The organism is Sabulicella flocculans (assembly GCF_045449635.1).
Classification (GTDB): Bacteria; Pseudomonadota; Alphaproteobacteria; order Acetobacterales; family Acetobacteraceae; genus Roseococcus.
Genome location: NZ_JBJJBR010000004.1, coordinates 1 through 22986, shown reverse-complemented (window position 1 = coordinate 22986; position 22986 = coordinate 1). Strand labels below are relative to the sequence as shown.

Below are 22986 nucleotides of genomic sequence, written 5' to 3'. Positions count from 1 at the left end.
GTGTTTCAGGCGCTGCTGGCGCGAGGGGTGGCTGCGCGTGCGGGCTTGCGCGGCGCTTTGGGCGCGGCCGCTTCGGGGCCCGAGGTCATCTTCGTGTAGAGGTCGAAGAGTTTCTCCAGGCGCTCGGTGTCGTTCCGGAAGCGGCGTCCGATGTAGATGCGCTCCAGTACCTCATCGTTGCGATCGTGGGCGGCGCGCAGGTCTGCGGGCATCGCTTCGGGGTCGTAGAGATCGGCTATGGTGGCGGGGAAATGGGCTTCGCGGGCGAGCAGGATGTCCTCCGCGCAGCGTGTGAGATCGGCCTTGTTGGTCTCCGTCAGGATAGGGACGGGGAAGGTGTTCCAGCCGAGGGTGTTGGAGTACCGGTAGCGTGTCTCGAGCTTGCCGCAGACGGTGGCGATCCACGTCAGGTGGAGCCGGGACAGCAGGATGCCTAACGGCCAAATCGCTGAATCGCTGACGAGGAAAGCGAGATTGGAGACAACAGTCCCAGCCGGAACCAACCCTGCGGGAAACCACTCACGACGTTCAGAACTGACTGAGGGGATGATGATGGCGTGCTGCCTGGGCACAGGCCCATGGTGCTGGAACCGGTGCGGAATATCCGCGAGCAGCTCGCGCGTTTCCTCCTTGTCACTCTCCGCTCGCAGCGACGCCACCGACTCCAATCGGCGTTCGATTTCCGGAATGGACCGAGCCATTTCCAGATGTCGGTCGCCAATCATGAGGCAAGAGCGGGTGGCACCCTGCAAATAGTCTTGCGAGCCGAAGAACGGCCGAATGAACATACGGACATCGGCATGTTCTGCTGTAAGAGAGCGGACCTCCAGCGGGCTCAGGATCAGATGGCCGCCATCGTTCGGCACGCTGCCTGTGACCATCGCGGGTAGCGGCGCAAGCGGCCGCGGCACGCTGGTGACGAAAAGATCCGCCCCATCGATCAGGTAGGCGTTGATGTTCGCGGCAGTGCGGGAGAACTCGCCATCATTGATGGTCTTGCGGGTACGCACATTCTTCATCGCCAACCCGACGATCACACAAGTCACGCCAGCGTTGCGCGCCGCGTTGTTCGCCCATTTGAACGAGTGATGCGCGTGAAAAATCTCGACATCATGCCTCAGCACCAATGGCCATAGCTGAGGAAGCTGGCGACCTTGACAAATTGAGTTGGTAGCAACGAGCGCGGAGGTTGCGCCCGTTCTTCTGCAATAATCGGCAGCGAGCAGGAACCAGCATCCGACGTAATCGATGTATCCGTATTTACGAGTGAGATGCCCAAACAACCGCTTCATCTCGGAAATCTGATTATCGTCCTTCTTTCCTTTCCCAGAATAGGGTGGATTTCCACAAACAAAAATCTCGCCGCCTTCATTCTCAAAATCGATCTGCGCTTGCTCCAAGGGAGTCTCAAACAGATCATCGCTGACCAGCTTCACCCCCGTTCCCACCGGCGGGCAGATGCTCAGCCAATCCAGCCGCAGCGCATTGCCGCAGGTGATCCAGTTCTCCGTGTCCAGCGGCAGGAATTCATCCAACGCCTCCTGCTGGCCGCGGTGCAGCACATCGGCCTGGTATTCTGCGATGATCAGCGCCAGTCGCGCGATCTCGGCCGGGAAATCCCGCAGCTCGATGCCGCGGAAATTCGTCAGCGGAATCTCGCTGCGCCGCCCCGTCTCCCGCCGGCGGCGGTTGATCTCCGCCTCGATGGCCCGCATCTCCTTGTAGGCAATCACAAGGAAATTTCCCGAACCACAGGCCGGGTCGAACACCCGGATGCGCGCGATGCGGTTGCGCAGGTTCAGCAGCTTGCGCGCATTGTCGCCGGCCTCGGCCAGCTTCTCCCGCAGGTCATCCAGGAAGAGGGGGTTCAGCACCTTCAGGATGTTCGGCACGCTGGTGTAGTGCATGCCCAGCGCCCCACGCTCCTCATCCTCGGCCACCGCCTGGATCATGGAGCCGAAGATGTCCGGGTTGATCCGCCGCCAATCCAGGTTGCCGATGTGCAGGAGGTAGGACCGCGCGATGCGGCTGAACCGCGGCACCTCCGCACTGCCTGAGAACAGGCCGCCATTCACATAGGGAAAGGCGTCGGCCCAGCGCGGCGTGCGCTCCGCCGCGCGGTCCGCCAGCTTCACGTTCATGGCGCGGAAGATGGCGCTGATCACCTCATGCGTGTTGCCCGCATCCGCTGCACTCATGGTCTGCACGGTGGAGGTGAACAGCAGCGGCTTCCGGAAGATGTCTGTGTCCTCGGCGAAGAAGCAGAAGATCAGCCGGGCGAAGAAGTGGTTCAGCTCCGGCCGGCGCGCCGCCGTGCCCCAGTCGGGGTTGTCGCGCAGCAACTCGACATAGAGGCGGTTGAGCCGGCTGGTGGCCCGTATGTCGAAGGCGCTTTCGCGGATTTCCTTGACGGTGGTGATGCCTGCCAGCGGTAGGAAGAAGCCGAAATGGTCGGCCAGTTCCGGCAGCGCGCATGCCAGCGTCTCGCCGCCCGCCAGCTCTTCTGCCTCGAGGGTGTCGCCATCCGTCGCCAGGATGAATTTGGCGCGCGCCCGGCTGGTGGCGGGGCTGGCCTTCAGCGCGCGCAGCGTGTCCGGCACCGCGCCGGGGTCGCAGGTGGCGATGTGGATGTTGTTGGTCTGCAACACGCCGCCCAGATCCGAGCGGTTGGAGGCGCCAGAACGCAGCTTCTTCAGCGTGGTCGGCTTGTTGCCGAAAGCTTCCAGGAAGGCATAGGGGAACGCGGCCCGGTCGAAGGGCTGCTCTGCGAGGGCGGTGACGGCCTGCTCGATCTCGACCGCATTCATGCGGAGGGAGCACGCAGGCAAAGGGTGGAGACGAACCTTGGCATGCTGGCGATGATGCCCGAATTCAGTGGCCATTGGCAGGGCGATAGCGTGATGACCACTTCTTTTGTTGGGGCCGGCAGTTATGAGGCGGAGGTTTCTGCCTGTGATTTGAGGACGGCAAGACCAAGCTAGGGTTTTGGCCGATGAATGCCTCAGTCTGGGCCGTCCAGGCGTCCGGCACGCCGCCGAGCAGCGACGTACAAGTCATCGGGACCGGCTGCCTGCCGTCCAGGATCGCCTCAATGATGTCGGGGGCCAGGAGGGTCAGGCGCAGCAGGGAGCCCAGGTACCCCCGCTCGATTCGCTCCGCCCCAGCCATCTCGGTGATCGAGGCGTAGCGCCCCTGATCGAGCATGCGCTGATATCGGAACGCCCGGGCCAGCGCCTTCACCAGCGCCGGATCGGCCCTTGTCATGACCGGCGCCGCGCCATCTGCCATCGGCGTCACGACGGTCTTTCGCCCCCGCCGGTGGCGAATCTCCAGCGGCACCCGGACCGTGATGCTGGTGGCGGCAGTCATGCCGCCGCCCTCAGCGCATCGGGGCGAATGGCAGTGAGATCGCGGACAAGGCCGCCGAGCCCGTCCAGCCGCAGCCGAATGTCCGCGCCCCCCGGGCCAACCACCACCCGCTCCACCAGCAACCGCACAACCCGCGCCTGCTCCGCTGGGAATAGCTGCTCCCAAAGCGGGTCGAGCCGATGCAGCGCATCGCGGGTCTCGCCCTCGGTCAGGTCGGGCGCCTCCCTGCGCGCCGCCCGCCAGGTGCCGACCACGATCTCGGGCTGCCGCAGCAGCGCCCTCACCTGGTCCACGACCGCGGTCTCGATCTCCGCCGCCGATACCCGGCGGACGATACCGTCGTCGCCGGCGGCATCACCCTTCAGGACGCGCTGGGCCACGTAGTAGCGGTAGAGCCGCCCATTCTTCCTGGCGTGGGTCGGGGACAGCGCACGTCCGTCGACCCCAAAGATCAGCCCCTTCAACAGAGCCGGCGCCTGCGCCCGGTTCTGGTTCGCGCGGACCCGTGGGCTGATCTGCAGTACCGCGTGCGCCCGGTCCCACAGATCCCGCGACACGATGCCCTGGTGCTCGCCGGGATAGACCTGCCCCTTGTGCGAGGCCTCTCCGACATACGTCCGATTGTTCAGCAGCTTGTAGACGTCGCCCTTGTCCAGCGGCCGGCCCGCCTTGCTGGTGGCGCCCTCGGCCCGCAGGCGGGCCACCGTCTCAATGCCCGACCCGGTCTCGGCGAAGATCTCGAACACGCGGCGGACGCGTGGGGCCTCTTCCTCGTTCACCACCAGCTTGCGCGCTACGACGTCGTAGCCGAGCGGCACCTTGCCTCCCATCCACATCCCTCGCGCCCGCGACGCTGCGAATTTGTCGCGGATTCGCTCGCCAATGACCTCACGCTCGAACTGCGCGAAGCTGAGCAGAATGTTAAGCGTCAGCCGTCCCATGCTGGTGGTCGTGTTGAAGCTCTGCGTTACGGACACAAAGGTCACGCCGTGCGCGTCCATCACTTCGACCAGCTTGGCGAAATCCATCAGCGAGCGGCTGAGGCGATCGATCTTGTAGACCACGATCACGTCGACCAGGTCGGCCTGGATGTCGCGCAGAAGCCGCTGCAGCGCCGGCCGCTCCAACGTCCCGCCGGAGAAGCCGCCGTCGTCGTAGCGGTCGCGGAGCAGCACCCAGCCTTCGGCGCGCTGGCTGGCGATGTACGCCTCGCAGGCGTCGCGCTGCGCGTCGAGGGTGTTGAACTCCTTGTCCAAGCCCTCGTCGGTGGACTTCCGCGTGTAGACCGCGCAGCGCAGCTTCTTCGTGCAGGCGGGCATCGCCGTTGCGGTGGCTCGCGTCTTCATGCGCCACCGCCTGGCTGGCGCAGGCCGAAGAAGGTCCAGCCGTTCCAGCGCGTGCCAGTTATGTGTCGCGCGATGGCGGACAGAGACCGATACGGCCGGCCCTCGTATTCGAAGTCATCGGCACGGACGGTGACCACGTGCTGCACGCCCTGCCATTCCCGAATGAGGCGGGTGCCGGCCAGCGGCCGGCTGTCGGCGCGGATACGGCGCAGCACCACGTTGCCGCCGTCCAACTGCTCGCCCAGCGCCACCAGGCGATCGACGGTCTCGGGCTTAAGCCCGCCATAGGCGAGCTCCTGGATCCGATACGCCAGCCGGCTCTGGATGTAGGCGCGGTTCCATGGCGGCGGCTCCTTGCCGAAGAGCTCCCGCCACTGCTGTTTCAGGTCCGCGGTCGGCGCCGTCTGCAGCGCGGCGAGCCGCCCCAGCACTTGCGTCGGCGGGATCTTCGGGATGGTGGGCGCCGGCGCGGGCGCGGTATTGGTTCGTCTGGTCATGCGAGTCCCTTCCTGTTGGGGTTCGCATGCAGGCGCTGCCTGGCGGTGGAGTGTAGGCGAACGTCTCCCGCGCCCCGAGCTATCTCGGCATCCCGCGCATCGTCTTCGGCAGCGCGGCTGCGCAGCCGCACCAGGCCGCGCGCCAGGGTGGAGCAGACCTCCCGGAGGTGGGGCGGGAGATGCTGGTTGATGATCATCTGGCTGGACCGGGCGCTCATACCAGGTCCTACTCGCGGGCTTCGCGGGACGTCTCACGCGGCGGGGCGGGCGAGTGCCTCCGCGTGATGCCGCCACAGCAGCGCCACCTTGCGCTTGACCGTGCTGGGATCCGGGAACTGCCCACGCTCGGCGAACCAGGCCTCCATGCGGCGGATGACGGCCGCCTGCGTCGGCGGCATGCCCTCGACCTGCAGCATCACCGCCAGCTCGCACCAGAAGGCATCCCAATCGTACCGCGGCGGCGCGCCGCGCTGGCCGGCCGGGGGCGGCGTCGGCACGGCCTGCGCTGTCTCCACGGCCGCTGCCTGTGCCGCCTCGAACCGCTCCAGTTCTGCATGGCGCACGACGAGCCGTTCCCGTGGCACCATGAAACCGGGCGCGTCGTCATTCGAGGCTCTCACCGCGCGGTACTGCCCGACCTCCACCTTGAACCCCGCCACGGTCTCCGCGCCGTTCATGATTACGCCCCAGGCGTGCTGCGGCCAGAGATCCAGCGTCCCGGTGAACCGATAGCGGCGATGAGGGATATCGACGATGTGTCCGTCATCGACCTCCTCGACCTCGCCATCCTCGATGGGTAAGCCAGCGACCACGACAGACAGCGTCAGCTCGCCGCTGATGGCGAAGTTCGCAAGATCCGCCTCCGTCACGCCCCAGCGCGTGCAGATCTCGGCCAAGGCGTAGCAGGGCTTGCGCAGAACGCGTGGGGCCATCGCTATCCCCGTCCGACGGCCCGTAGCCGCCGATAGGCCTGCACCACCTTCGCCATGTCCTTGCGCATATCGGGCGGCAGCCGCTCGGCCTCCACGAACAGATCATCCAGCCGCACACCGAGGATGGCCGCCGCCTTCTCGATGAGGTCATCGCGCGGCGGCTTCTCCTGGTCGCGCTCGATGCGCGACCAATAGGCCGGCGACACGCCGAGCCGCTCAGAGAAGTCGTTCAGGCTGATCGCCAGCGCCTGGCGCTTCTCGCGCACCACCGAGCCAAAGCTCACGAGACCAGCCCTCCCTGCACCAGCCGGTAGCGCTCCAGCCGCACCCGGATGAAGCCCTCCGACACACCGAAATCGCCGGCGAGTGCTGCCACCACACCCTCCACCGCTTCGCGCGGATTGCCCCGCGCCAGCACGCGCGATCCCTGCCGGCCGTGATGCGCCGCATGGACGGTGCGCAGCCCCTCATCACGGGCGTGCGCGAGCATCTGCAGATGCAGCGGCACCGGCGGCACCAGCAGCGCGCCCATGAACTCGTTGGCCCGCCGCTCGGACAGCACCGCGTGCCGGTCCAGCAGCGCCTCGGGCAGCGCGGTCACAGCCCGGAACCGCCGGCCGGCCTCTCCCAGCGCCGAGGGCACGTCGAACAGCACATGCCCTAACTCATGCGCGGCGGTGCTGAGCGCGAGTTCCGGCCGGCCCGCCACCATCGGCCCGTTGACCGACACCAGCGCGGTGCCGGGCATCTCGGGATCCGTCTCGCAGACGCCCAGCACGGAGAGGCCGGCATCGTCATGGACGGGCTGCGCCAGCTCCCACGCGACCCGGACCGGGCGGCCATTCACAAGCGTCTCGGCCGAGCGTCCGACGAGCCGGCCCATGTCCAAGGCCAGGGGTTCATCAGGCGCGCGCAACTGCCGCCGCACCTGCGCGGCGACACCCCACAGCGCCTCCCTTGACAGGGGATGCGGGGCGGCGGTGCCGGCGGAGTGCGGGTAGCTGACGACGATGGGCATGCGATGAAGGTGCCGGAGCATTGACCTTTTCGTCAATGCATATGTTCGTCTCCTGTTACCTTCTCCCCGCAATCCACAGCCACGCCTCCGCAACGGTCGGGGCGGAAATCAGAGCGGGCTTCCGAGCAGACTCAGAGGAAAATCGCCCGCAAATCCAGCTTCGACCATGGGGCAGAAATGCCCCCGAGCAATTGCGCCCCATTCCGCCCCTTTCCGCCTCCACCCTCCGCGACGGCATTTGCTTGCATCCAGGGGTCACACCGATCCCGGAGCCGCCATGCCAGCCAGCCTCACCCTCGCCGACCTCCACCGGCTGCGCCCCATCCTGCGCCGCGAGTCGCTCCGCACCCTCCGCCTGGCCCGCCTGCCGGGGCATGACCGCGAGGATATCGAGCAGGAGATGGTGCTCGACCTGCTGGCGCGGCTCGGCGCCTTCGAGCCCGAGCGCGGCAGCCTGGAAGCCTTCGCGACCGTCTGCTTTCGGCATCGCGGGTATCGCCTCGTCCAACAGGCGCAGCGCGACCGGCGCCGCCAGCACCTCACTGGCTTCGATGAGGTGGTGGGCAGCGATGGCGGGGCCTGCGGTGACGAGACGCTGACGCTGGCCGAGGTGCTGCCCGAGGCCGCCGGGCTGGGCGCCTGGTGGGGCCAGCCCAGTGACGCGGTCGCCGCCCTGGAGCGTCGTCTCGACCTCGACCGTGCGGCCTCCATCATCTCACCGCGCGACCGTCCGCTCTGTGCCGCTCTCTCTGCCGCTGCACCCGCCATCGCGATCGCAGCTGCGGGCGCCTCCCGCGCCACCGCCTATCGCCGCATCGCCGAGATGCGCCTGCGCCTGCTCGCCGCCGGCATCGCCGCGGCGGCGTGAGACGGATCGCCTTCCCCCTCCGTAGGACCTGGTATGAGCAACATCGCATCCCGGACGCCCGCCGCGGCGTCGCCCCCCTGGAGCCCCGCTCCGCCCCTCACCGAGGCCGCGCTCTGCCGCTGGCTCGGCGCCGCCGCCCCCGGCGACGCCATCACCTACTTCCGCGGCACGCTGGCCCGGTCCCTCTGCCCGCAGCTCGGCCTGCTGGAGCCGGCTGAGCGTCTGGCCCTGGCCCGCCTCGCCGGCCGCGCCTGGACGCTCTGCGAGCAGGGCCTCGCGCATCTCGTGCAGCGCCGCCGCGGCGAGGAGGACTTCGAGTACCTCCTGATCGCCCGCCGCCGTCCCCGGCGCGTGGTCGCGTCCCTGCTGCCGCAGATCCTGGCGGAGGCAGCCTGATGAACGCGCTCTCCAACCGCCCCACGCTCGACGCGCTGCGCCACATGCCGGTGGGTGACCTCATCGCGCTCCCCGCCGAGCACCTCGCCCTGCTTCAAACTGACAGCGCCGAGGCGCTCGCGGCCGCGCGCCACCTGCATGACTGGCTGAACGCCGCCATCGCGTTGCGCTACGAGCAGCGCGCCATCGCCGCGCGCGGTGCTGCCGGCAAGGACACCGGCATCGTGCGCTTCCAGGACGGGAGCGTGGAGGTCGCCGTCGAACTGCCCAAGCGGGTGGAGTGGGACCAGCGGCGTCTCTCTGCGCTGGTCGAGCAGATCCGGGCCGGCGGCGAGGACCCAGGCGAATACGTCGAGCTCACCTTCAAGGTCAGCGAGCGCGCCTACACCGCCTGGCCCGAGCGCATCCGCCAGGCCTTCGAGCCGGCCCGCACCGTGCGCACCGGCCGGCCCAGCTACCGCCTCTCCATCCTCTCCGAGATCGCACAGCGCGACGCCAACCACGGCGCTGGCATCCGGCCCGCCATCGGAGGGACCCGCTGATGGCGTTGCGCATCATCAGCGCCGACGAGCGCATGGCCGAGCGCCGCATGATCAAGGCGGCGATCTTCGGGGCGAGCGGGATCGGCAAGACCACGCTCGCCACCACGCTGCTGGCCAGCACCACGCTGTTCATGGACCTCGAGGCGGGCGATCTCGCCGTGGAGGGCTGGGGCGGCGACACGCTGCGCCCGCGCACCTGGCCGGAGTGCCGCGACTTCGCTGCCTTCATCGGCGGGCCGAACCCGGCGCTGCGCGATGACCAGCCCTATTCCGCCGCGCACCACGCCGCGGTCTGCGCGCAGTTCGGCGATCCCGCGCAGCTCGACCGATACGACACGGTCTTCATCGACAGCATCACGGTGGCCGGGCGGCTGTGCTTTGGGTGGTGCCGCGGCCAGCCCGAGGCCTTCTCCGACAAGACCGGCAAGCCTGACCTGCGCGGCGCCTACGGCCTGCACGGGCGCGAGATGATCGGCTGGCTCACCCACCTCCAGCACACGCGCTCCAAGAACATCGTCTTCGTGGGGATCCTCGACGAGCGCACCGACGACTTCAACCGCAAGGTCTTCGCGCCGCAGATCGACGGCAGCAAGACCGGCCTCGAGCTGCCCGGCATCGTGGACGAGGTCCTGACGCTGGCCGCGATCAAGGCGGATGACGGCACGCAGCACCGCGCGCTGGTCTGCCACACGCTGAACCCCTGGGGCTACCCAGCCAAGGACCGCAGCGGCCGGCTGGACCTGCTGGAGCCGCCGCATCTCGGCCGGCTGTTCGACAAGATTCGCGGCCCACGCCCGGCAGCACCTGCGCTGCCGGCACCAGATGCGGCCGCCCCCGCCGCTGCCTCTTCCTCCACGCCCAACGCCTGACGGAGACGCCCCATGGCTTCCTGGAACGACTACAACGACACCCGCCAGAACCCGAACCTCATCCCCAAGGGCACGGTCGCCAAGGTCCGGCTGACCATCCGCCCCGGCGGCTTCGACGACCCCGCCCAGGGCTGGACCGGCGGCTATGCCACGCGCGGCAGCACCGGCGCCGTCTACCTGAATGGCGAGTTCACCGTGCTGGAAGGCCCCTACGCGCGGCGCAAGGTCTTCACGCTGATCGGCCTGCACAGCCCCAAGGGGCCGGACTGGGGGAACATGGGCCGGTCCTTCGTGAGGGGCATGCTGAACTCGGCGCGCGGGCTGTCCGACAAGGACGTCTCGCCCCAGGCCCAGGCCGCGCGGCGCATCACGGGCTTCGCGGACCTCGATGGGCTGGAGTTCGCGGCCAAGCTCGACATCGGCACCGACGCCAATGGCGAGGAGAAGAACGAAATTCGGATGGCGGTGACGCCCGACCACCGCGACTACGCCCAGGTCATGGGCACGGGGCGGACGGGCCATGCGCCGCCGGCCTATGCGCCGCCCGCCCAGCCCGCCGCCCCTATTCCGCAGGGTGCCTTTCCCGCGGCCCCGCCGGCCGCCGGCAGCGACCCGCGCCCCGCCTGGGCGCGCTGAGGGAGGGCCGCACCGGCATGCTGCTCCGCCCTCGCCAGAAGCTTTTTGTGGAGCGCAGCCTTCGTGCGCTCGGCACCTACGGCAACACGCTGGCCGTCGCCCCCACCGGCGCCGGCAAGACCATCATGCTGTCGGCAGCGGCGGGGAGCAGCATCGGCACTACCCAGGCCAAGGCCGCGGTGCTCGCACATCGTGACGAGCTGACGGCGCAGAACCAGGCAAAGTTCCACCGTGTGGCGCCCGGCATCGCCACCTCGGTCGTGGATGCCGGCCAGAAATCCTGGGCCGGCCAGGTCACCTTCGCCATGGTGCCGACCCTGACCCGCCCGGCGAACTTGGACGCCATGCCGGCGCTGGACCTGCTGGTGATCGACGAGGCGCATCACGCCGTCGCGGACAGCTACCGCCGGATCATCGACCGCGCCCTGCAGCGCAACCCCCGCTGCCAGATCTACGGCGTCACCGCCACGCCAAACCGCGGCGACAAGGTCGGGCTGCGCCAGGTTTTCTCCAACGTCGCCGACCAGATCCGGCTCGGCGAGCTGATTGCCTCCGGCCATTTGGTGCCGCCCCGCACCTTCATCATCGATGTCGGTGTGCAGGATGAGCTGCGCGCGGTGCGCCGGAGCGGTGACGACTTCGACATGGGCGAAGTCGCCCGCGTCATGGACACCGTGCCCGTCACCGATGCCGTGGTGCGCCATTGGCGGGAGCACGCCGGCGACCGGCAGACCGTGGCCTTCTGCTCCACCGTCGCCCATGCCGAGCACGTGGCGGCCGCCTTCAACGGCGCAGGGGTCCCGGCGGTGGTGGTCACCGGCGACATGCCGGAGGGCGAGCGCCGCGCGGTCCTGGCCGCCTACGCCCGCGGCGAGGCCCGGATCGTGGTCAACGTGGCCGTGCTGACCGAGGGCTGGGACCACCCGCCCACCTCCTGCGTCATCCTCCTTCGCCCCTCCTCCTTCAAATGCACCATGATCCAGATGGTCGGGCGCGGACTGCGCACCGTGGATCCCACCGAGCATCCCGGCATCGTCAAGCGCGACTGCATCGTGCTGGACTTCGGCACCTCCTCGCAGATCCATGGCTGCCTGGAGCAGGACGTGGATCTCGACAGCCAGCCCGGCGAGGGCGAGCCGCCAACCAAGACCTGCCCCTCCTGCGAGGCGGAGGTGCCGATCGCGGTGATGGAGTGCCCCATCTGCGGCCACGCCTTCGAGCCCCGCGGCCGCGACGCTGCGCCGCTCACTGACTTCGTGATGACGGAGATCGACCTGCTGCGGCGCTCCGCTTTCCAGTGGTGCGACCTGTTCGGCGACGACGCTGCGCTGCTGGCCAACGGGTTCAACGGCTGGGCGGGCATCTTCTTCTTGAACGGAGCCTGGCACGCGGTCGGCGGGGCGAAGGAGGAGCGGCCCCGCCTGCTGTCGATTGGCGAGAGGCTGGTGGCGCTGGCCGCGGCGGATGATTGGCTGAACACCTACGAGACGGACGAGAGCGCCCACAAGAGCCGGCGCTGGCTGCGCGAGCCGCCGACCGAGCGCCAGCTGATCCATCTGCCCCCCGCCGCAAGGGCCGATCTTGGCATGACGCGCTACCAGGCATCGGCGCTGCTCACCTTCAAGTTCAATCGCCAAGCCATCCAGCATCTCGTGCGCAGCGCCCAGCCAGCGGCGCTGGGGCAGGCCGCATGATCGATGGCCCGCTCCCCGGAACCGCCCTGCGCCGTCTGCTCCCGCCCGGCGCGTGGCTTTGGCTGGTTCGACCCGGCGCCGCGGAAGAAGCCGCGGCCCTCGGTCTCCTTCTGCTGCATCGCCTGCCAGGGCTTCTGGTCGCGCTTGGCGGGGAGGTCGTCCGCCATGGTTGACCTCACCGAGCAGGAAAAGGCCGCGATGCGCGCGGCCATGCGCCGCGTCGCGGAGACGATTGCGGAGATCGGCTGGGGCACCCGCTTCCAGGAGCTGAGCGAGGCGCAGGTGCTGACGCTGATCGAGGTCGCCGTCGGCGGCTTCCAAGAGGCAATGCAGACGATCGCCCGTCAGGACGCTGCGGCGGAGGTGCCCTTCTGATGCTCGACTTCAACAGCCGCAGCCAGACCTCAACGCATGTGAATGCCGCCATCGACGCGGCGCTGGTCACGGCCAATCAGGCGACACCGCCGCGCAGCTACCTGGGCGGCTCCCGCCTCGGCCATGCCTGCGAGCGGGCGCTGCAGTTCGAGTTCGTGAGAGCGCAGAAGGACGAAGGCGCCGACTTCGACGGCCGGCTGCTCCGCATCTTTGGGATCGGCCACGCGCTGGAGGACATCGCCGTCGCCTGGCTGCGAGGCGCCGGCTTCGATCTCTACACCCGCCGTGGCGGTGGCGAGCATGGCGAGCAGTTCGGCTTCTCGGTCGCCGGCGGTCGCATCCGCGGCCATGTGGACGGCGTCTTCGCCGGCGGGCCCGCGATCCCCGGCATGGCGTTCCCCGCCCTGTGGGAATGCAAGACCATGAACGCCAAGGCCTGGCGCGAGACGTCCAGCAAGGGCGTCGCCGCGGCCAAGCCGATCTATGCCGCGCAGATCGCGGTCTACCAGGCCTACATGGACGCCAGCGTCCCGGGCGTGGCGGACAACCCGGCGCTGTTCACCGCCATCAACAAGGACACGGCGGAGCTGCACCACGAGCTGGTGCCGTTCAACGCCGAGCTGGCGCAGCGCATGTCGGACCGGGCGGTGCGCATCCTGGCCGCGACGGATGCCGGCGAATTGCTGCCCCGCGTTGCCACCCAGGCCGACCATTTCGAGTGCCGCTTCTGCCCCTGGGCCAAGCGCTGCTGGGCGCTGCCTGCGTGACGGCATGGGGCGACTTCAACGGCGCTGCCAGCCTGCCCGGCGAGGCGGATGCGCCGGCCGCCATCGACGCGGGCGCCATCGCCACCTTCCTGGATGTGGTGGTCTGCTATTGCGACGGGCTGATCCCGGTCCGCGGCTTTGTGGACCAGGGCCAGGGTATCGACACCCGCCCGCACAACATCTGGATCCCCGCCGACGCCACTGCGGGCGAGCTCCTGGCCACCTACGCCGCCTGGGCCGCCCGCGAGGGCAGCGCGGTCTATGTCATCCCCGGCACCGTTGCCGAGCACGGCCAAGCCCGCGCCGAGCATGTCCAGCAGATGCAGGCCGCGGTCGTCGATCTTGATACCGGCGATGTCGAGGCCAAGCTCGCCCACCTCACACGCCACCTCGGTCCACCCACGTTGCTGGTGGAGAGCGGCGGCCGCACCGCCGAGGGGCAGGCCAAGCTGCATGCCTGGTGGCGCCTGACGGAACCAGCCGAGGGCCAGGACCTCCAGCGCCTTTGCGCGCTGCGCGGTGACATCGCGGACAAGGTCGGTGGCGACCCACATTTCCGCTCTGCCCACCAGCCCATCCGCGTGCCCGGCACCATCTACCGCAAGGGCGGCGTGGAGCGTGTCGTCACCATCCGCCAGCACGACCCCCGGCGCGAGGTGGACCTGCGGGAGTTCGCCGAGGCGGTCGCCGCCATGCCCTTCCTGCCAGGGCAGGAGCGCGCGACCACGCCGGCGCAGGGCGACAGGCCCGGCCTGGACACCATCCTCACCACCCCGGTTCGCGAGGGCGCCCAGGACAGCTGGACGCGCTTCCAGGGGGCCAGCGCCGCCATCGGCCACTTTATCCGCCAAGTGCACGAGGGCCGCCTCACCCCTGACCAGGGCTGGGAGGCGATCTGCGGCTATAACGCCGCCTGCCTGCGCCCCGCCTGGCCGCTGGACCGCCTCAAGGTCGAGGCTGACGCCCTCTGGGCGCTGCACGTCGAGCGCCACGGCCCGCCGCTCCTACGCGCCGACACCGCACCGCCGCCGGCCGTGCCGGCACACACCCTCGGCGCGCTGCTCGACGACACCTCGCCCATGCCCGACGACCTCATCGGGCCCCGCCTGCTCACGCCCGGGGGCATGCTCGTGTTGGGCGGCGCGCCGAAGGTCGGCAAATCCGACTTCCTCATCAGCCTGCTCGTGCACGCCGCCGCCGGCGCGCCCTTCCTGCGCTTCACTGCGCCGCGGCCGCTGCGCGTGTTCTACCTGCAGGCCGAGATCCAGTACCACTACCTCCGCGAGCGCCTGCAGCAGCTGCGCCTCGACCGCGCCGTCGTTGCCCGCGCGCGCGACACCCTCGTCGTTACACCCAAGCTGCGCATGCTGCTCGACGAGCGCGGCGTGCCGCTCGTGTCGGCCGCCGTTCGCCAGGCCTTTCCCGACGCGCCGCCGGACGTGATCTGCATCGACCCGATCCGCAACCTCTTCGATGGCGGCCCGGGCGGCGAAGGCGAGAACGACAACGCGGCGATGCTGTTCTTCCTGCAGAGCCGCGTCGAGGCGCTGCGCGACGAGGTCGCCCCCGAGGCGGGCATCATCCTCGCGCACCACACGAAAAAACTCAGCAAGCAGCAGGTGAAGGACGATCCCTTCCTGTCGCTCTCCGGCGCCAGCGCGCTGCGCGGCTTCTACACCTCCGGCATGATTCTCTTCCGGCCCGACGAGGAGCAGACCGAGCGCGAGCTGCATGTCGAACTGCGCAACGGGCCCGGCCTCAATCCCCTCCTCGTCGACAAGCGCGGCGGCGCCTGGGTCGAGCTCGACCGCAAGGGCGAGCGCATCGTGCGCCGGGACGTCGGCGCCCGCCTGGATGCCGAGCGCAGCCGTCGCCACGACGTGATTCTGCAGATCATCGCCAGCGAGGCGCGCGAGGGGCGGGTCTTCACGGGCGGCGCCTTCGCGGCGCAGTTCGAAAACACCCACGGCCTGGGCGGCGACGACACCATCGCGCGCCGCATCAACGTCCTCGCCAACAAGGGCTACATCAAGTTCCTGCGCGCCGCGCCCGAGCACGGAATCGCCCCCAGCAAATCCACCAAGGGCTATCTGCTGGTGCAGGACATGCTCTTTGCGACGGGCGAGGAGACCGTGGATCCCGAGACCGGCGAGATCACGCCGACGCTGGTCCGCCTGCTGCCCAGCCACTTCCAGTCCGACACCAACAGCGCCGTCCTGCCGGTCGAGAATCCCGAGGTCTGGGTGCTCAACGACCCGGAGGCAGAGACATGATCGGCCCGATCGGATCGCCCCCGCACCGTGCGGAACTTGGTGCGGAACTTGGCAGTTCCGCAAGTTCCGCAGCCCTGCGGAACTTCCCTGCGGAACTTGATTTGGCCAAGCATTCCAATGGGTTCGCCAAGTTCCGCAAGTTCCGCAAACGGTCTTTGCGGAACTGCCTTGCAGAACTTCAAAACATCCAATCAGATCAATTGGTTAGGCAAGTTCCGCAAGTTCCGCAAAATGCCACCCCCCTACGGGGGGTGTGCGTGCGCGCCGCAGCGGCGCGCGCACACCACACCCGGAGCGGTCGGGTTCGGGCTCGGGCACCGCCCCGATGGGCACCATCCCCGCAAGCCGGGCAGCGACGGCGAGCTCCGCCAAGAACCACGCCGTCGCCGCCCTCACCACGATCCTCCCCCTTGGAGACACCATGGCTCTCGCGACTCTCCCCATGACCGCCGCCCACGCAAGCGGCCCGCCCATCGCTGTCCCCTTGCCCGTGGCCCTGCGGCATCTCGCCGTCCTCGCCCTCGATCTCGGCACCACCACGGGCTGGGCGCTGCGCAGCCAGGACGGCGGCATCACCTCCGGCACCATCGCCTTTCGTCCGTCGCGCTTCGAGGGCGGCGGGATGCGGTATCTGCGCTTCCGCGGATGGCTGACCGAGATGGCCAGTCTCACCGGCGGCCTGTCGAGCATCGCCTTCGAGGAAGTCCGCGCCCATGCTGGCACCGACGCCGCCCACCTCTACGGGGGCTTCCTGGCGCACCTCTCCGCCTGGTGCGAGGAACGCGGCATCGCCTATCAGGGCGTGCCCGTGGCCACCATCAAGCGCCACGCCACCGGCCGCGGCAATGCCGACAAGGCGGCCATGATCGCCGCCATCCAGGCCCGTGGCTTTCAGCCGGCCGACGATAACGAGGCCGACGCCATCGCCATCCTGCTCTGGCTCACCGACGCACAGGGAGGCCGCGCATGACGTTGCCCGGTGCACCCCTGCCGCCGCGTTGCTCGCTGGACCGCGGCACCCGCAGTCCCACCACCGACGGCGAGGTCACCGCACTGCGCGCCGCCGCCTGGCACCGCCATGGCGTCGCCGCCCTGCCGGTCGACGACATCACCGACCCCTGGCTGCGCCAGGCCGTCACCAACGAGGCCAACCGCCGCTGGGGGCGGCGACAGGGGGAGAACCAGCATGGCCGGTAAGCGCAAAACCAAGCGCGCTGTGGTCCAGCGCGAGAACCTGGCCAAGCCCTCCAAGTGGCGGCTGCAGCATGGCCCCTTCGAAGGTCCGATCCGGGCCACCGACCCGGAGACGGGAACACCGACCCAGCACCGACGCGCGGTGGACAGCCTCGGCATGATGCTGGCCCACGGCACCATCACGCCGCAGATGCACGAGGCGGGGGAGATCTTCCGGGGGATGTTCCGCGCCGCCTGCTTCGATGGGATGTCCACCTCGCAGCTCATGCGCATCCCTGGCGCACGGGTGGACACGCTGTCGACGATGCAGATCGACGCCCGGCGCCGTGTGGCGGCGGCGCTGGATGCGCTCGGCGGGCACGACAGCCCTGGCGGCTCCTGCGCCTGGTTCGTCATCGGGCTGGAGTTCTCGGTCCGCGAATGGGCGATGCGCCAGGGCTGGGCTGGTCGGACCATGCATGGCCCGGTTGGCCAGGGCGTCCTGGTCGGCACCTTGGGGATGCTGTCCATGCATTTCGGCCTGACGCCACGCAGCGCAGCGGCGTGACGGTGTTGGTTGGCGCTGCCCGCGATGCGCCGATCGCTCTGTTACAATTCACCCGGTGGCGGCGCCGAAATCGATCAGGCTAATCTCGGGGCACGTAGAGAAGGTGCGACGGCGGCGCGGCTCACCAGCCACGCTGCGGCTCCTTCGAGACAGTGGCTCGCGAGCCGCAGGGTCCTTCCCGGGCCCGGCGTATGCGGGGGGCGGAAGCGCGCAACATCGCTAGCGCCAGACCGGAAAACAGGTTCGCGGTTCGCACCCTTCGCCCGTGATTTCAATCGCTTGAGTGCGAACCATGGCCGTCATGGTTCGCACTCGGTTCGCAGCCATGGTTCGCATGGTTCGCACCCTTTCCGTGTGATTTCAGCGCCGTAACTGCGAACCATCGCCACGCCCCGCGCGTGGCCCCCACACCCAACCTCGGATGGCCCCATGACGCTCCCCTGGATGGCAGCGAAGATTGTGCTGCGCCCGGTGGCGGAGCTGCGTGCGCATCCCGGCAACGCGCGCGTGCATGGTGCGGCGCAGATCGAGCAGATCAAGGCCAGCATGCTGGCCTTCGGCTTCACCAACCCGCTGCTGGTGGACGAGGCCGGCGTGCTGATCGCCGGTCATGGGCGGCTCGAGGCGGCGGTCGCGCTCGGCATCGAGAAGGTGCCGACCATCGTGCTGCGGCATCTGTCGGCGGCGCAGAAGGAGGCGCTTCGGCTCGCTGACAACCGCATCGCAGAGAACGCGACCTGGGATCAGGCGTTGCTGCGCGATGCGCTGGCCGCGTCGCAGGCGGCGCAAGAGATCGACCTCGGCGCGCTCGGCTTCTCGGCCGCGGAGCTCGACGACATCCTCGCGGCGGCTGGAGATGCCGTGTCCGACGGCGACGCGCCCGAGGCTCTGTCGGCGCCCGCGGTTCAGGGTGGCGAGGATGGCGCGGCGGAGACGGACGCGGCAGCGGCGGAGGATGACCCTGCCGACGCCGAGCCGGACCCGCCGCGCCAGGCTGTGGCGCGGGCCGGCGACATCTGGCTGCTGGGCGAGCACCGCCTCGCCTGCGGGGACAGCACCAACGCGGCCACCATCGCCCGCGTGATGGGGCCCGACCGCGCGGCGCTGCTCTTCACCAGCCCGCCCTACAGCAACCAGCGCGACTACACCACCGGCGGCGTCTCCGATTGGGACGCTCTGATGCAGGGCGTGTTCGCACACCTGGACACGGCGCTCGCCCCTGACGCGCAGGTGCTGGTAAACCTGGGGCTGATCCATCGCGACAATGAGTGGCAGCCCTATTGGTCGGGCTGGCTCGACTGGATGCGCGCGCAGGGCTGGCGCCGCTTCGGCCTATACGCCTGGGACCAGGGCCCTGGCCTGCCCGGCGACTGGAACGGGCGGCTGTCGCCTGCCTTCGAGTTGCTCTTCCACTTCAATCGCGAGGCTCGCCGCCCGAACAAGATCATCCCCTGCCGTTGGGCGGGGCACGTGAATTCCGAGAAGGGCGGACTGCGCGCCAAGGACGGCACCGTTGGCGAATGGCAGCATGCTGGCCAGGGCGTGCAGGAGACCCGGATCCCGGACAGCGTGCTGCGCATCACCCGGCACAAGGCGCGCGGCATCGAGACGGAGCACCCCGCAGTGTTCCCGGTGGCGCTGCCCGAATTCCTGATGCGCGCCTATGCCGACGAAGGCGACATCGTGTTCGAGCCCTTCGCCGGCGCCGGTACCTCCATCATCGCCGGCCAGCGGACCGGGCGCCGCGTGCGCGCGATCGAGTTGGCGCCGGCCTATGTCGACTTGGCGATCGCCCGCTGGCGGATGCTGCATCCCGAGCTGCCGGTGATCCTGGACGGTGGTGGGCACGGCATCGGCCCTGACTACGACGCTGTGGCCGCTGCGCGCGCCGGGGAGGCGGCCGCCGATGCAGCCTGACATCGCCGTCGCCACCGTCCCGCTGGCCTCGCTCATCCCCTACGCCGAGAACGCCCGCACGCACTCGCCCGACCAGGTGGCGCAGATCGCCGCCTCCATCGCCGAGTTCGGCTTCGTAAACCCGGTGCTGGTGGACGCCGCCGGTGTGCTGGTGGCGGGCCATGGCCGCGTCATGGCCGCGAAGCGCCTAGGGATGGCGGCGGTGCCAGCCATCCGTCTCGCGCACCTCACCGAGGCGCAGGCCCGGGCGCTGCGGCTGGCCGACAACCAGATCGCGCTGAACTCCGGCTGGGACGAGGCGCTACTGGCGGCCGAGATCGCCCGCATCCGTGACGAGGCGGTGGTGGACCTCGACGTCCTCGGCTTCTCGGGCATGGAGCTCGACCGGCTGCTGGCGGCCGCGGATGTCGGCGTCGGAGACGATGCCGACGATGCGCCCGAGCCTCCGGCGGTGCCCGTCACGCGCGCCGGCGAGCTCTGGCGCTGCGGCGACCATCGCCTCCTCTGCGGCGACGCCACGAAGCTCGCCGACGTGCAGCGCGCCCTCGGCACCGATTGCCTCGCAGACATGGCCTTCACGGACCCGCCCTACAACGTCGCCTACCAGGGCGGCACCGCGGCCAAGATGACCATCGCCAACGATGCGCTGGGCGAGGGCTTCCTCGACTTCCTCCGTCCCGCGCTGGCGAACCTGCTCTCGGTCACGAAGGGCGCCTGCTACGTCTGCATGTCGTCCTCCGAGTGGCCGACGCTGCACCGCGCCTGGCAGGAGGCCGGGGGCAAGTGGTCCAGCACGATCATCTGGGCCAAGAACACCTTCGCGCTCGGTCGCGCCGACTACCACCAGCAGTTCGAGGCGATGCTCTACGGCTGGAAGGCCGGCGCGCAGCACTACTGGTGCGGCGCCCGCGACCAGGGGAACGTCTGGCACTTCGACAAGCCGGCCAGGAACGACCTGCACCCGACGATGAAGCCCGTCGCGCTGGTCGAGCGTGCGATCCGCAACAGCAGCAAGCCGCGCGACACCATCCTGGATCCCTTCGGCGGATCAGGGACCACGATGATCGCGGCAGAACGAACGGGGCGGCGCGCGGTGCTGCTCGAGCTCGATCCCGCCTATGCCGATGTCATCGTAAGGCGCTGGCAGGAGGCGACCGGCGAGAGTGCCATCCTCTGCGGGGAGGAGCGCAGCTTCACGGACGTCGCCGCCGCGCGATTGATGATCGAGAACTCCCAATCATAGCAATGAGATAACGCTGCAACTCGCTTGGCTCCCGCGCACCACAGCGCGAATGGTCCGTCACGCGCAGGGGATGGCCCCCGGCACCACGACGGAGACGACGATGACCAACCCCACGATCCTTCCCACCGAGAACGAGGCCTGGGGCTTCTGGGGCACCATGGGCGAGCGCGCCGCGGCCGCCTGGCCGATCGCCTTCACCACCATCCACGACGCGACGGGCACGGATCCGGACTCGGTGCGCGCCTTCCTCGACAGCCGCCACGGCCGCCACTTCGCGGACGAGGTCAGCAACCACCTCCACGCCGGCACCACCCTGCCGGACGCCATCGCGCGCGCCACCGCCACCTGGATGGGCTGGCGCATCGGGCGCCGCACCAGCCGCGAGACCGGCATCCCCGCGGGGCTGCCCTACCTGACGGGCTTTGTGATCAGCGAGGGCATCGCCGCCGACGCCGCGCGCGAGGACTGACGCGCCCCGCCCGCCGCGACGCGGCGCCACCACCGCCCCGCCGGGACGTCCCGCGGGGCTCGGGGTGGTAGCACCCGGCTGATCGGGTGCCGAACCGGAGACCCCGACGATGAAGCTTTCCGACACCCAGCGCGTGATCCTCACCGCCGCCGCGCAGCACGAGATGGGCCTGGCCCGCGCGCCGAAGTCGCTCCCTGCCGCCGCCCGCAACGCGGTGTTCCGCAGCATGATCAAGGCCAGCCTGCTCACCGAGATCAACGCGCCGCGCGAGCATGTCGGGCTCGGCTGGCGCCAGGACGAGGACGGCACCTGGATCGTGGCGCGCATCACGGACGAGGGGCTGCGCGCCATCGGGATCGACCCGAACGAGAACGACAGCACGGCGGCGGACGACGCGACGCAGCACCACCGGGAGGAAGCGGCGCAGGACGCGCCCACGGCGACCAAGGGCGGGGAGGACGCCGCGCAGGCGGATGGCGACACCACCGCGCCCCAGGCGGCGCCCACGCGCGCCCCGCGCGCCGGCCTGCGCGACGCCGCCGCGGCGGTGCTGGCCGCCTGGGATGCGAGCCCCGCGCAGGACGCGACCGACAACCCGATCAGCCAGGCGGTCGAGCAGCTGCGCACCGCCCTCGCCAGCATGCCCGCACGCACGCCGCGCGACCCGGCGGCGCCGCGGAAGGCGCGCGAGGGGACCAAGCAGGAGACGGTGCTCGCCCTGCTGCGCCGGCCGGAGGGCGCCACCATCGCGCAGATCAGCGAGGCGACCGGCTGGCAGCAGCACACGGTCCGCGGGTTTTTTGCGGGCCTCAAGAGGCGCCAGGGCATCGAGGTCCAGGTGCTGGAGCGCATCCGCCAGGTCGGACCGAACAAGGAGGGCGCGCGCGGGAGCTACAGCATCTACCGCATCGCCGACTGACGCGGCGCAGCCACAGCCCTGCACATCATCACCAGCGCCGCGGATCATCAGCATCCGCGGCGCTTTCTCGAGTTGGCTGCGCCGAACCACAGCGCGAAGCGTCCGTCACGCGCAGGCAACCCGCCGCGCAGCACGGAGACGGACGATGCAGCAGACGGACACCATCACGCAGCTCAAGGGCCTCGCCGACCACGCCCGACTGAGCCACGCACACTGGCTGCGCAGCGCGCGGCAGGGCGGCAGCGGGAGCTACGGCCCTGCCTACTGCATCGAGGGCGCGGGCACCTGGCGCCGCCGGCTTGGCGAGCTGCTGGCGCAGATCCGCCTCGCGGAGCGGGCGCGATGAGCGTCCGCGGGGAACGCCACTGGATCGTGCTGGCCCAGGATGGCCGACACGTGACGCTGGGGCGGGCGGCAGCGCCCGCTGCCGAGGAGATCGCCACGGCGAGCGGCGGCTTGGCGCGGCAGGGCCTCGCGGGCTGGATCGCCACGCTGGATGGGGACTACTGGGGCCGCGGGCGCGTGACGCTCGCGCCCGTGCAGACCCTTGGCGCCACCGCGACGCTGGACTGGCCGGCGGCCGTCGCTGCCTTCGAGCAAGCTCGCCAGCGCGCGCGGCGCGCTGCCTGACCCACACCCCGCGCGCGGCGGGAGAGATGCCGCCGTGCCCGAACTGACCCCATCCACGCGCGAGGCCGCCCGCCGCATCGGCATCACCGAGACGGCGCTGCGCAAGGCCGAGCAGACCAGCCGTATCGCCCGCGAGCCGGATGGCCAGTGGGACATCGACAAGACCCGTCGCCGGCTGGTCGAGACCGCCGATCCGGTCCGGTCCCCGTTGGTGGGCGGCGGCAGTGCGGGCAACGCCGGGGACGGCACGCCCTTCGCGCGGCTCAAGGTTGCGCAGCTCGCCCTCAAGGTGGAGGCGCAGCGCCTCGCGCTGGATGAGACTAAGCGCCGACTGCTCGACGTTACCGAGGCCAATGCGGCGCTCGACGAGATCGGCAGCACCATGCGCGACGCCCTGTTGAACTGGCCGGCGCGCGTGTCAGGGCTGATCGCTGCCGAGATCAGCGTGGACCCGCATTTGCTGCAGACCATTTTGCAGAGCCATA

26 protein-coding genes are annotated in these 22986 nt (G+C 69.7%); 19 read left to right on the top strand and 7 right to left on the bottom strand.

The window, feature by feature from the left end:
- Window positions 1-5: 5 nt before the first annotated feature.
- The 7 genes from ACI6QG_RS06465 to ACI6QG_RS06435 form a co-directional block, all read right to left on the bottom strand.
- Entirely contained in the window at window positions 6-2807 is a 2802-nt protein-coding gene (locus ACI6QG_RS06465) for a class I SAM-dependent DNA methyltransferase (RefSeq protein WP_407023760.1), read from the bottom strand.
- A 64-nt stretch (window positions 2808-2871) separates the two neighbouring features.
- Window positions 2872-3369: a hypothetical protein gene (locus ACI6QG_RS06460; protein ID WP_407023759.1), complete on the bottom strand. Its 498-nt coding sequence runs from the start codon at window positions 3367-3369 to the stop codon at window positions 2872-2874.
- Window positions 3366-4715: a recombinase family protein gene (locus ACI6QG_RS06455; protein WP_407023758.1), complete on the bottom strand. Its 1350-nt coding sequence runs from the start codon at window positions 4713-4715 to the stop codon at window positions 3366-3368. Before ACI6QG_RS06455 ends, ACI6QG_RS06460 begins: the two co-directional genes overlap by 4 nt.
- A complete protein-coding gene (locus ACI6QG_RS06450) occupies window positions 4712-5212 on the bottom strand; it encodes a DUF2924 domain-containing protein (RefSeq protein ID WP_407023757.1) in 501 nt (166 codons plus the stop codon). The genes ACI6QG_RS06455 and ACI6QG_RS06450 overlap by 4 nt, the downstream gene beginning before the upstream one ends.
- 251 nt (window positions 5213-5463) lie before the next feature.
- Window positions 5464-6108, bottom strand: a complete 645-nt coding sequence (locus ACI6QG_RS06445) for a hypothetical protein (protein WP_407023756.1) — start codon at window positions 6106-6108, stop codon at window positions 5464-5466.
- A gap of 38 nt (window positions 6109-6146) precedes the next feature.
- A complete protein-coding gene (locus tag ACI6QG_RS06440; protein WP_407023755.1) occupies window positions 6147-6428 on the bottom strand; it encodes a helix-turn-helix domain-containing protein in 282 nt (93 codons plus the stop codon).
- Window positions 6425-7162 carry an ImmA/IrrE family metallo-endopeptidase gene (locus ACI6QG_RS06435; RefSeq protein WP_407023754.1) on the bottom strand — a complete coding sequence of 246 codons (738 nt, stop codon included), beginning with the start codon at window positions 7160-7162 and terminating at the stop codon, window positions 6425-6427. The genes ACI6QG_RS06440 and ACI6QG_RS06435 overlap by 4 nt, the downstream gene beginning before the upstream one ends.
- A gap of 277 nt (window positions 7163-7439) precedes the next feature.
- Between ACI6QG_RS06435 and ACI6QG_RS06430 the strand changes: the two genes are divergently transcribed.
- The 19 genes from ACI6QG_RS06430 to ACI6QG_RS06340 form a co-directional block, all read left to right on the top strand.
- On the top strand, window positions 7440-8030 hold the full coding sequence (locus tag ACI6QG_RS06430; RefSeq protein ID WP_407023753.1) for a sigma factor: 591 nt from the start codon (window positions 7440-7442) through the stop codon (window positions 8028-8030).
- Window positions 8031-8063: 33 nt separating this feature from the next.
- Window positions 8064-8426 (top strand): hypothetical protein, encoded by a 363-nt coding sequence (locus tag ACI6QG_RS06425; RefSeq protein WP_407023752.1) that lies wholly within the window; start codon window positions 8064-8066, stop codon window positions 8424-8426.
- Window positions 8426-8968 carry a hypothetical protein gene (locus ACI6QG_RS06420; protein ID WP_407023751.1) on the top strand — a complete coding sequence of 181 codons (543 nt, stop codon included), beginning with the start codon at window positions 8426-8428 and terminating at the stop codon, window positions 8966-8968. The genes ACI6QG_RS06425 and ACI6QG_RS06420 overlap by 1 nt, the downstream gene beginning before the upstream one ends.
- Window positions 8968-9837 (top strand): ATP-binding protein, encoded by an 870-nt coding sequence (locus tag ACI6QG_RS06415; protein ID WP_407023750.1) that lies wholly within the window; start codon window positions 8968-8970, stop codon window positions 9835-9837. Before ACI6QG_RS06420 ends, ACI6QG_RS06415 begins: the two co-directional genes overlap by 1 nt.
- A gap of 12 nt (window positions 9838-9849) precedes the next feature.
- Window positions 9850-10473, top strand: coding sequence for a hypothetical protein (locus ACI6QG_RS06410; protein ID WP_407023749.1), 624 nt, complete (start codon window positions 9850-9852; stop codon window positions 10471-10473).
- 17 nt (window positions 10474-10490) lie between these two features.
- Window positions 10491-12167, top strand: a complete 1677-nt coding sequence (locus ACI6QG_RS06405) for a DEAD/DEAH box helicase (RefSeq protein ID WP_407023748.1) — start codon at window positions 10491-10493, stop codon at window positions 12165-12167.
- 165 nt (window positions 12168-12332) lie between these two features.
- Window positions 12333-12542, top strand: a complete 210-nt coding sequence (locus ACI6QG_RS06400) for a DUF6511 domain-containing protein (RefSeq protein ID WP_407023747.1) — start codon at window positions 12333-12335, stop codon at window positions 12540-12542.
- Window positions 12542-13309, top strand: a complete 768-nt coding sequence (locus tag ACI6QG_RS06395) for a hypothetical protein (protein WP_407023746.1) — start codon at window positions 12542-12544, stop codon at window positions 13307-13309. The genes ACI6QG_RS06400 and ACI6QG_RS06395 overlap by 1 nt, the downstream gene beginning before the upstream one ends.
- Window positions 13261-15582, top strand: a complete 2322-nt coding sequence (locus ACI6QG_RS06390; protein WP_407023745.1) for an AAA family ATPase — start codon at window positions 13261-13263, stop codon at window positions 15580-15582. The genes ACI6QG_RS06395 and ACI6QG_RS06390 overlap by 49 nt, the downstream gene beginning before the upstream one ends.
- Window positions 15583-16072: 490 nt before the next feature.
- Window positions 16073-16552: a crossover junction endodeoxyribonuclease RuvC gene (locus ACI6QG_RS06385; RefSeq protein ID WP_491630719.1), complete on the top strand. Its 480-nt coding sequence runs from the start codon at window positions 16073-16075 to the stop codon at window positions 16550-16552.
- Window positions 16549-16779 carry a hypothetical protein gene (locus ACI6QG_RS06380; RefSeq protein WP_407023743.1) on the top strand — a complete coding sequence of 77 codons (231 nt, stop codon included), beginning with the start codon at window positions 16549-16551 and terminating at the stop codon, window positions 16777-16779. The genes ACI6QG_RS06385 and ACI6QG_RS06380 overlap by 4 nt, the downstream gene beginning before the upstream one ends.
- The gene (locus ACI6QG_RS06375) at window positions 16769-17323 is read left to right on the top strand and encodes a hypothetical protein (protein WP_407023742.1); all 555 of its coding nucleotides are present in this window, start codon (window positions 16769-16771) and stop codon (window positions 17321-17323) included. Before ACI6QG_RS06380 ends, ACI6QG_RS06375 begins: the two co-directional genes overlap by 11 nt.
- Before the next feature lie 429 nt (window positions 17324-17752).
- Window positions 17753-19240, top strand: coding sequence for a site-specific DNA-methyltransferase (locus ACI6QG_RS06370; protein WP_407023741.1), 1488 nt, complete (start codon window positions 17753-17755; stop codon window positions 19238-19240).
- Window positions 19230-20483: a site-specific DNA-methyltransferase gene (locus tag ACI6QG_RS06365; RefSeq protein WP_407023740.1), complete on the top strand. Its 1254-nt coding sequence runs from the start codon at window positions 19230-19232 to the stop codon at window positions 20481-20483. Before ACI6QG_RS06370 ends, ACI6QG_RS06365 begins: the two co-directional genes overlap by 11 nt.
- A 49-nt stretch (window positions 20484-20532) precedes the next feature.
- The gene (locus ACI6QG_RS06360) at window positions 20533-20952 is read left to right on the top strand and encodes a hypothetical protein (protein ID WP_407023739.1); all 420 of its coding nucleotides are present in this window, start codon (window positions 20533-20535) and stop codon (window positions 20950-20952) included.
- Between the two features lie 109 nt (window positions 20953-21061).
- Window positions 21062-21871 carry a DUF3489 domain-containing protein gene (locus tag ACI6QG_RS06355; RefSeq protein WP_407023738.1) on the top strand — a complete coding sequence of 270 codons (810 nt, stop codon included), beginning with the start codon at window positions 21062-21064 and terminating at the stop codon, window positions 21869-21871.
- A 145-nt stretch (window positions 21872-22016) separates the two neighbouring features.
- Complete coding sequence (locus tag ACI6QG_RS06350; RefSeq protein WP_407023737.1) at window positions 22017-22217, top strand: hypothetical protein; 201 nt, start codon at window positions 22017-22019, stop codon at window positions 22215-22217.
- Window positions 22214-22501 (top strand): hypothetical protein, encoded by a 288-nt coding sequence (locus ACI6QG_RS06345; RefSeq protein ID WP_407023736.1) that lies wholly within the window; start codon window positions 22214-22216, stop codon window positions 22499-22501. Before ACI6QG_RS06350 ends, ACI6QG_RS06345 begins: the two co-directional genes overlap by 4 nt.
- Window positions 22502-22535: 34 nt before the next feature.
- Window positions 22536-22986: hypothetical protein (locus ACI6QG_RS06340; protein WP_407023735.1), on the top strand; the 451-nt coding region annotated here is incomplete at its 3' end.

Coding starts and splice junctions, on each gene's coding strand:
- ACI6QG_RS06355 (WP_407023738.1), top strand. CDS start 21,062: ATGAAGCTTTCCGACACCCAGCGCGTGATCCTCACCGCCGCCGCGCAG.
- ACI6QG_RS06345 (WP_407023736.1), top strand. CDS start 22,214: ATGAGCGTCCGCGGGGAACGCCACTGGATCGTGCTGGCCCAGGATGGC.
- ACI6QG_RS06350 (WP_407023737.1), top strand. CDS start 22,017: ATGCAGCAGACGGACACCATCACGCAGCTCAAGGGCCTCGCCGACCAC.
- ACI6QG_RS06415 (WP_407023750.1), top strand. CDS start 8,968: ATGGCGTTGCGCATCATCAGCGCCGACGAGCGCATGGCCGAGCGCCGC.
- ACI6QG_RS06420 (WP_407023751.1), top strand. CDS start 8,426: ATGAACGCGCTCTCCAACCGCCCCACGCTCGACGCGCTGCGCCACATG.
- ACI6QG_RS06380 (WP_407023743.1), top strand. CDS start 16,549: ATGACGTTGCCCGGTGCACCCCTGCCGCCGCGTTGCTCGCTGGACCGC.
- ACI6QG_RS06460 (WP_407023759.1), bottom strand. CDS start 3,369: ATGACTGCCGCCACCAGCATCACGGTCCGGGTGCCGCTGGAGATTCGC.
- ACI6QG_RS06425 (WP_407023752.1), top strand. CDS start 8,064: ATGAGCAACATCGCATCCCGGACGCCCGCCGCGGCGTCGCCCCCCTGG.
- ACI6QG_RS06375 (WP_407023742.1), top strand. CDS start 16,769: ATGGCCGGTAAGCGCAAAACCAAGCGCGCTGTGGTCCAGCGCGAGAAC.
- ACI6QG_RS06360 (WP_407023739.1), top strand. CDS start 20,533: ATGGTCCGTCACGCGCAGGGGATGGCCCCCGGCACCACGACGGAGACG.
- ACI6QG_RS06430 (WP_407023753.1), top strand. CDS start 7,440: ATGCCAGCCAGCCTCACCCTCGCCGACCTCCACCGGCTGCGCCCCATC.
- ACI6QG_RS06395 (WP_407023746.1), top strand. CDS start 12,542: ATGCTCGACTTCAACAGCCGCAGCCAGACCTCAACGCATGTGAATGCC.
- ACI6QG_RS06450 (WP_407023757.1), bottom strand. CDS start 5,212: ATGACCAGACGAACCAATACCGCGCCCGCGCCGGCGCCCACCATCCCG.
- ACI6QG_RS06365 (WP_407023740.1), top strand. CDS start 19,230: ATGCAGCCTGACATCGCCGTCGCCACCGTCCCGCTGGCCTCGCTCATC.
- ACI6QG_RS06400 (WP_407023747.1), top strand. CDS start 12,333: ATGGTTGACCTCACCGAGCAGGAAAAGGCCGCGATGCGCGCGGCCATG.
- ACI6QG_RS06410 (WP_407023749.1), top strand. CDS start 9,850: ATGGCTTCCTGGAACGACTACAACGACACCCGCCAGAACCCGAACCTC.
- ACI6QG_RS06370 (WP_407023741.1), top strand. CDS start 17,753: ATGACGCTCCCCTGGATGGCAGCGAAGATTGTGCTGCGCCCGGTGGCG.
- ACI6QG_RS06405 (WP_407023748.1), top strand. CDS start 10,491: ATGCTGCTCCGCCCTCGCCAGAAGCTTTTTGTGGAGCGCAGCCTTCGT.
- ACI6QG_RS06435 (WP_407023754.1), bottom strand. CDS start 7,162: ATGCCCATCGTCGTCAGCTACCCGCACTCCGCCGGCACCGCCGCCCCG.
- ACI6QG_RS06455 (WP_407023758.1), bottom strand. CDS start 4,715: ATGAAGACGCGAGCCACCGCAACGGCGATGCCCGCCTGCACGAAGAAG.
- ACI6QG_RS06465 (WP_407023760.1), bottom strand. CDS start 2,807: ATGAATGCGGTCGAGATCGAGCAGGCCGTCACCGCCCTCGCAGAGCAG.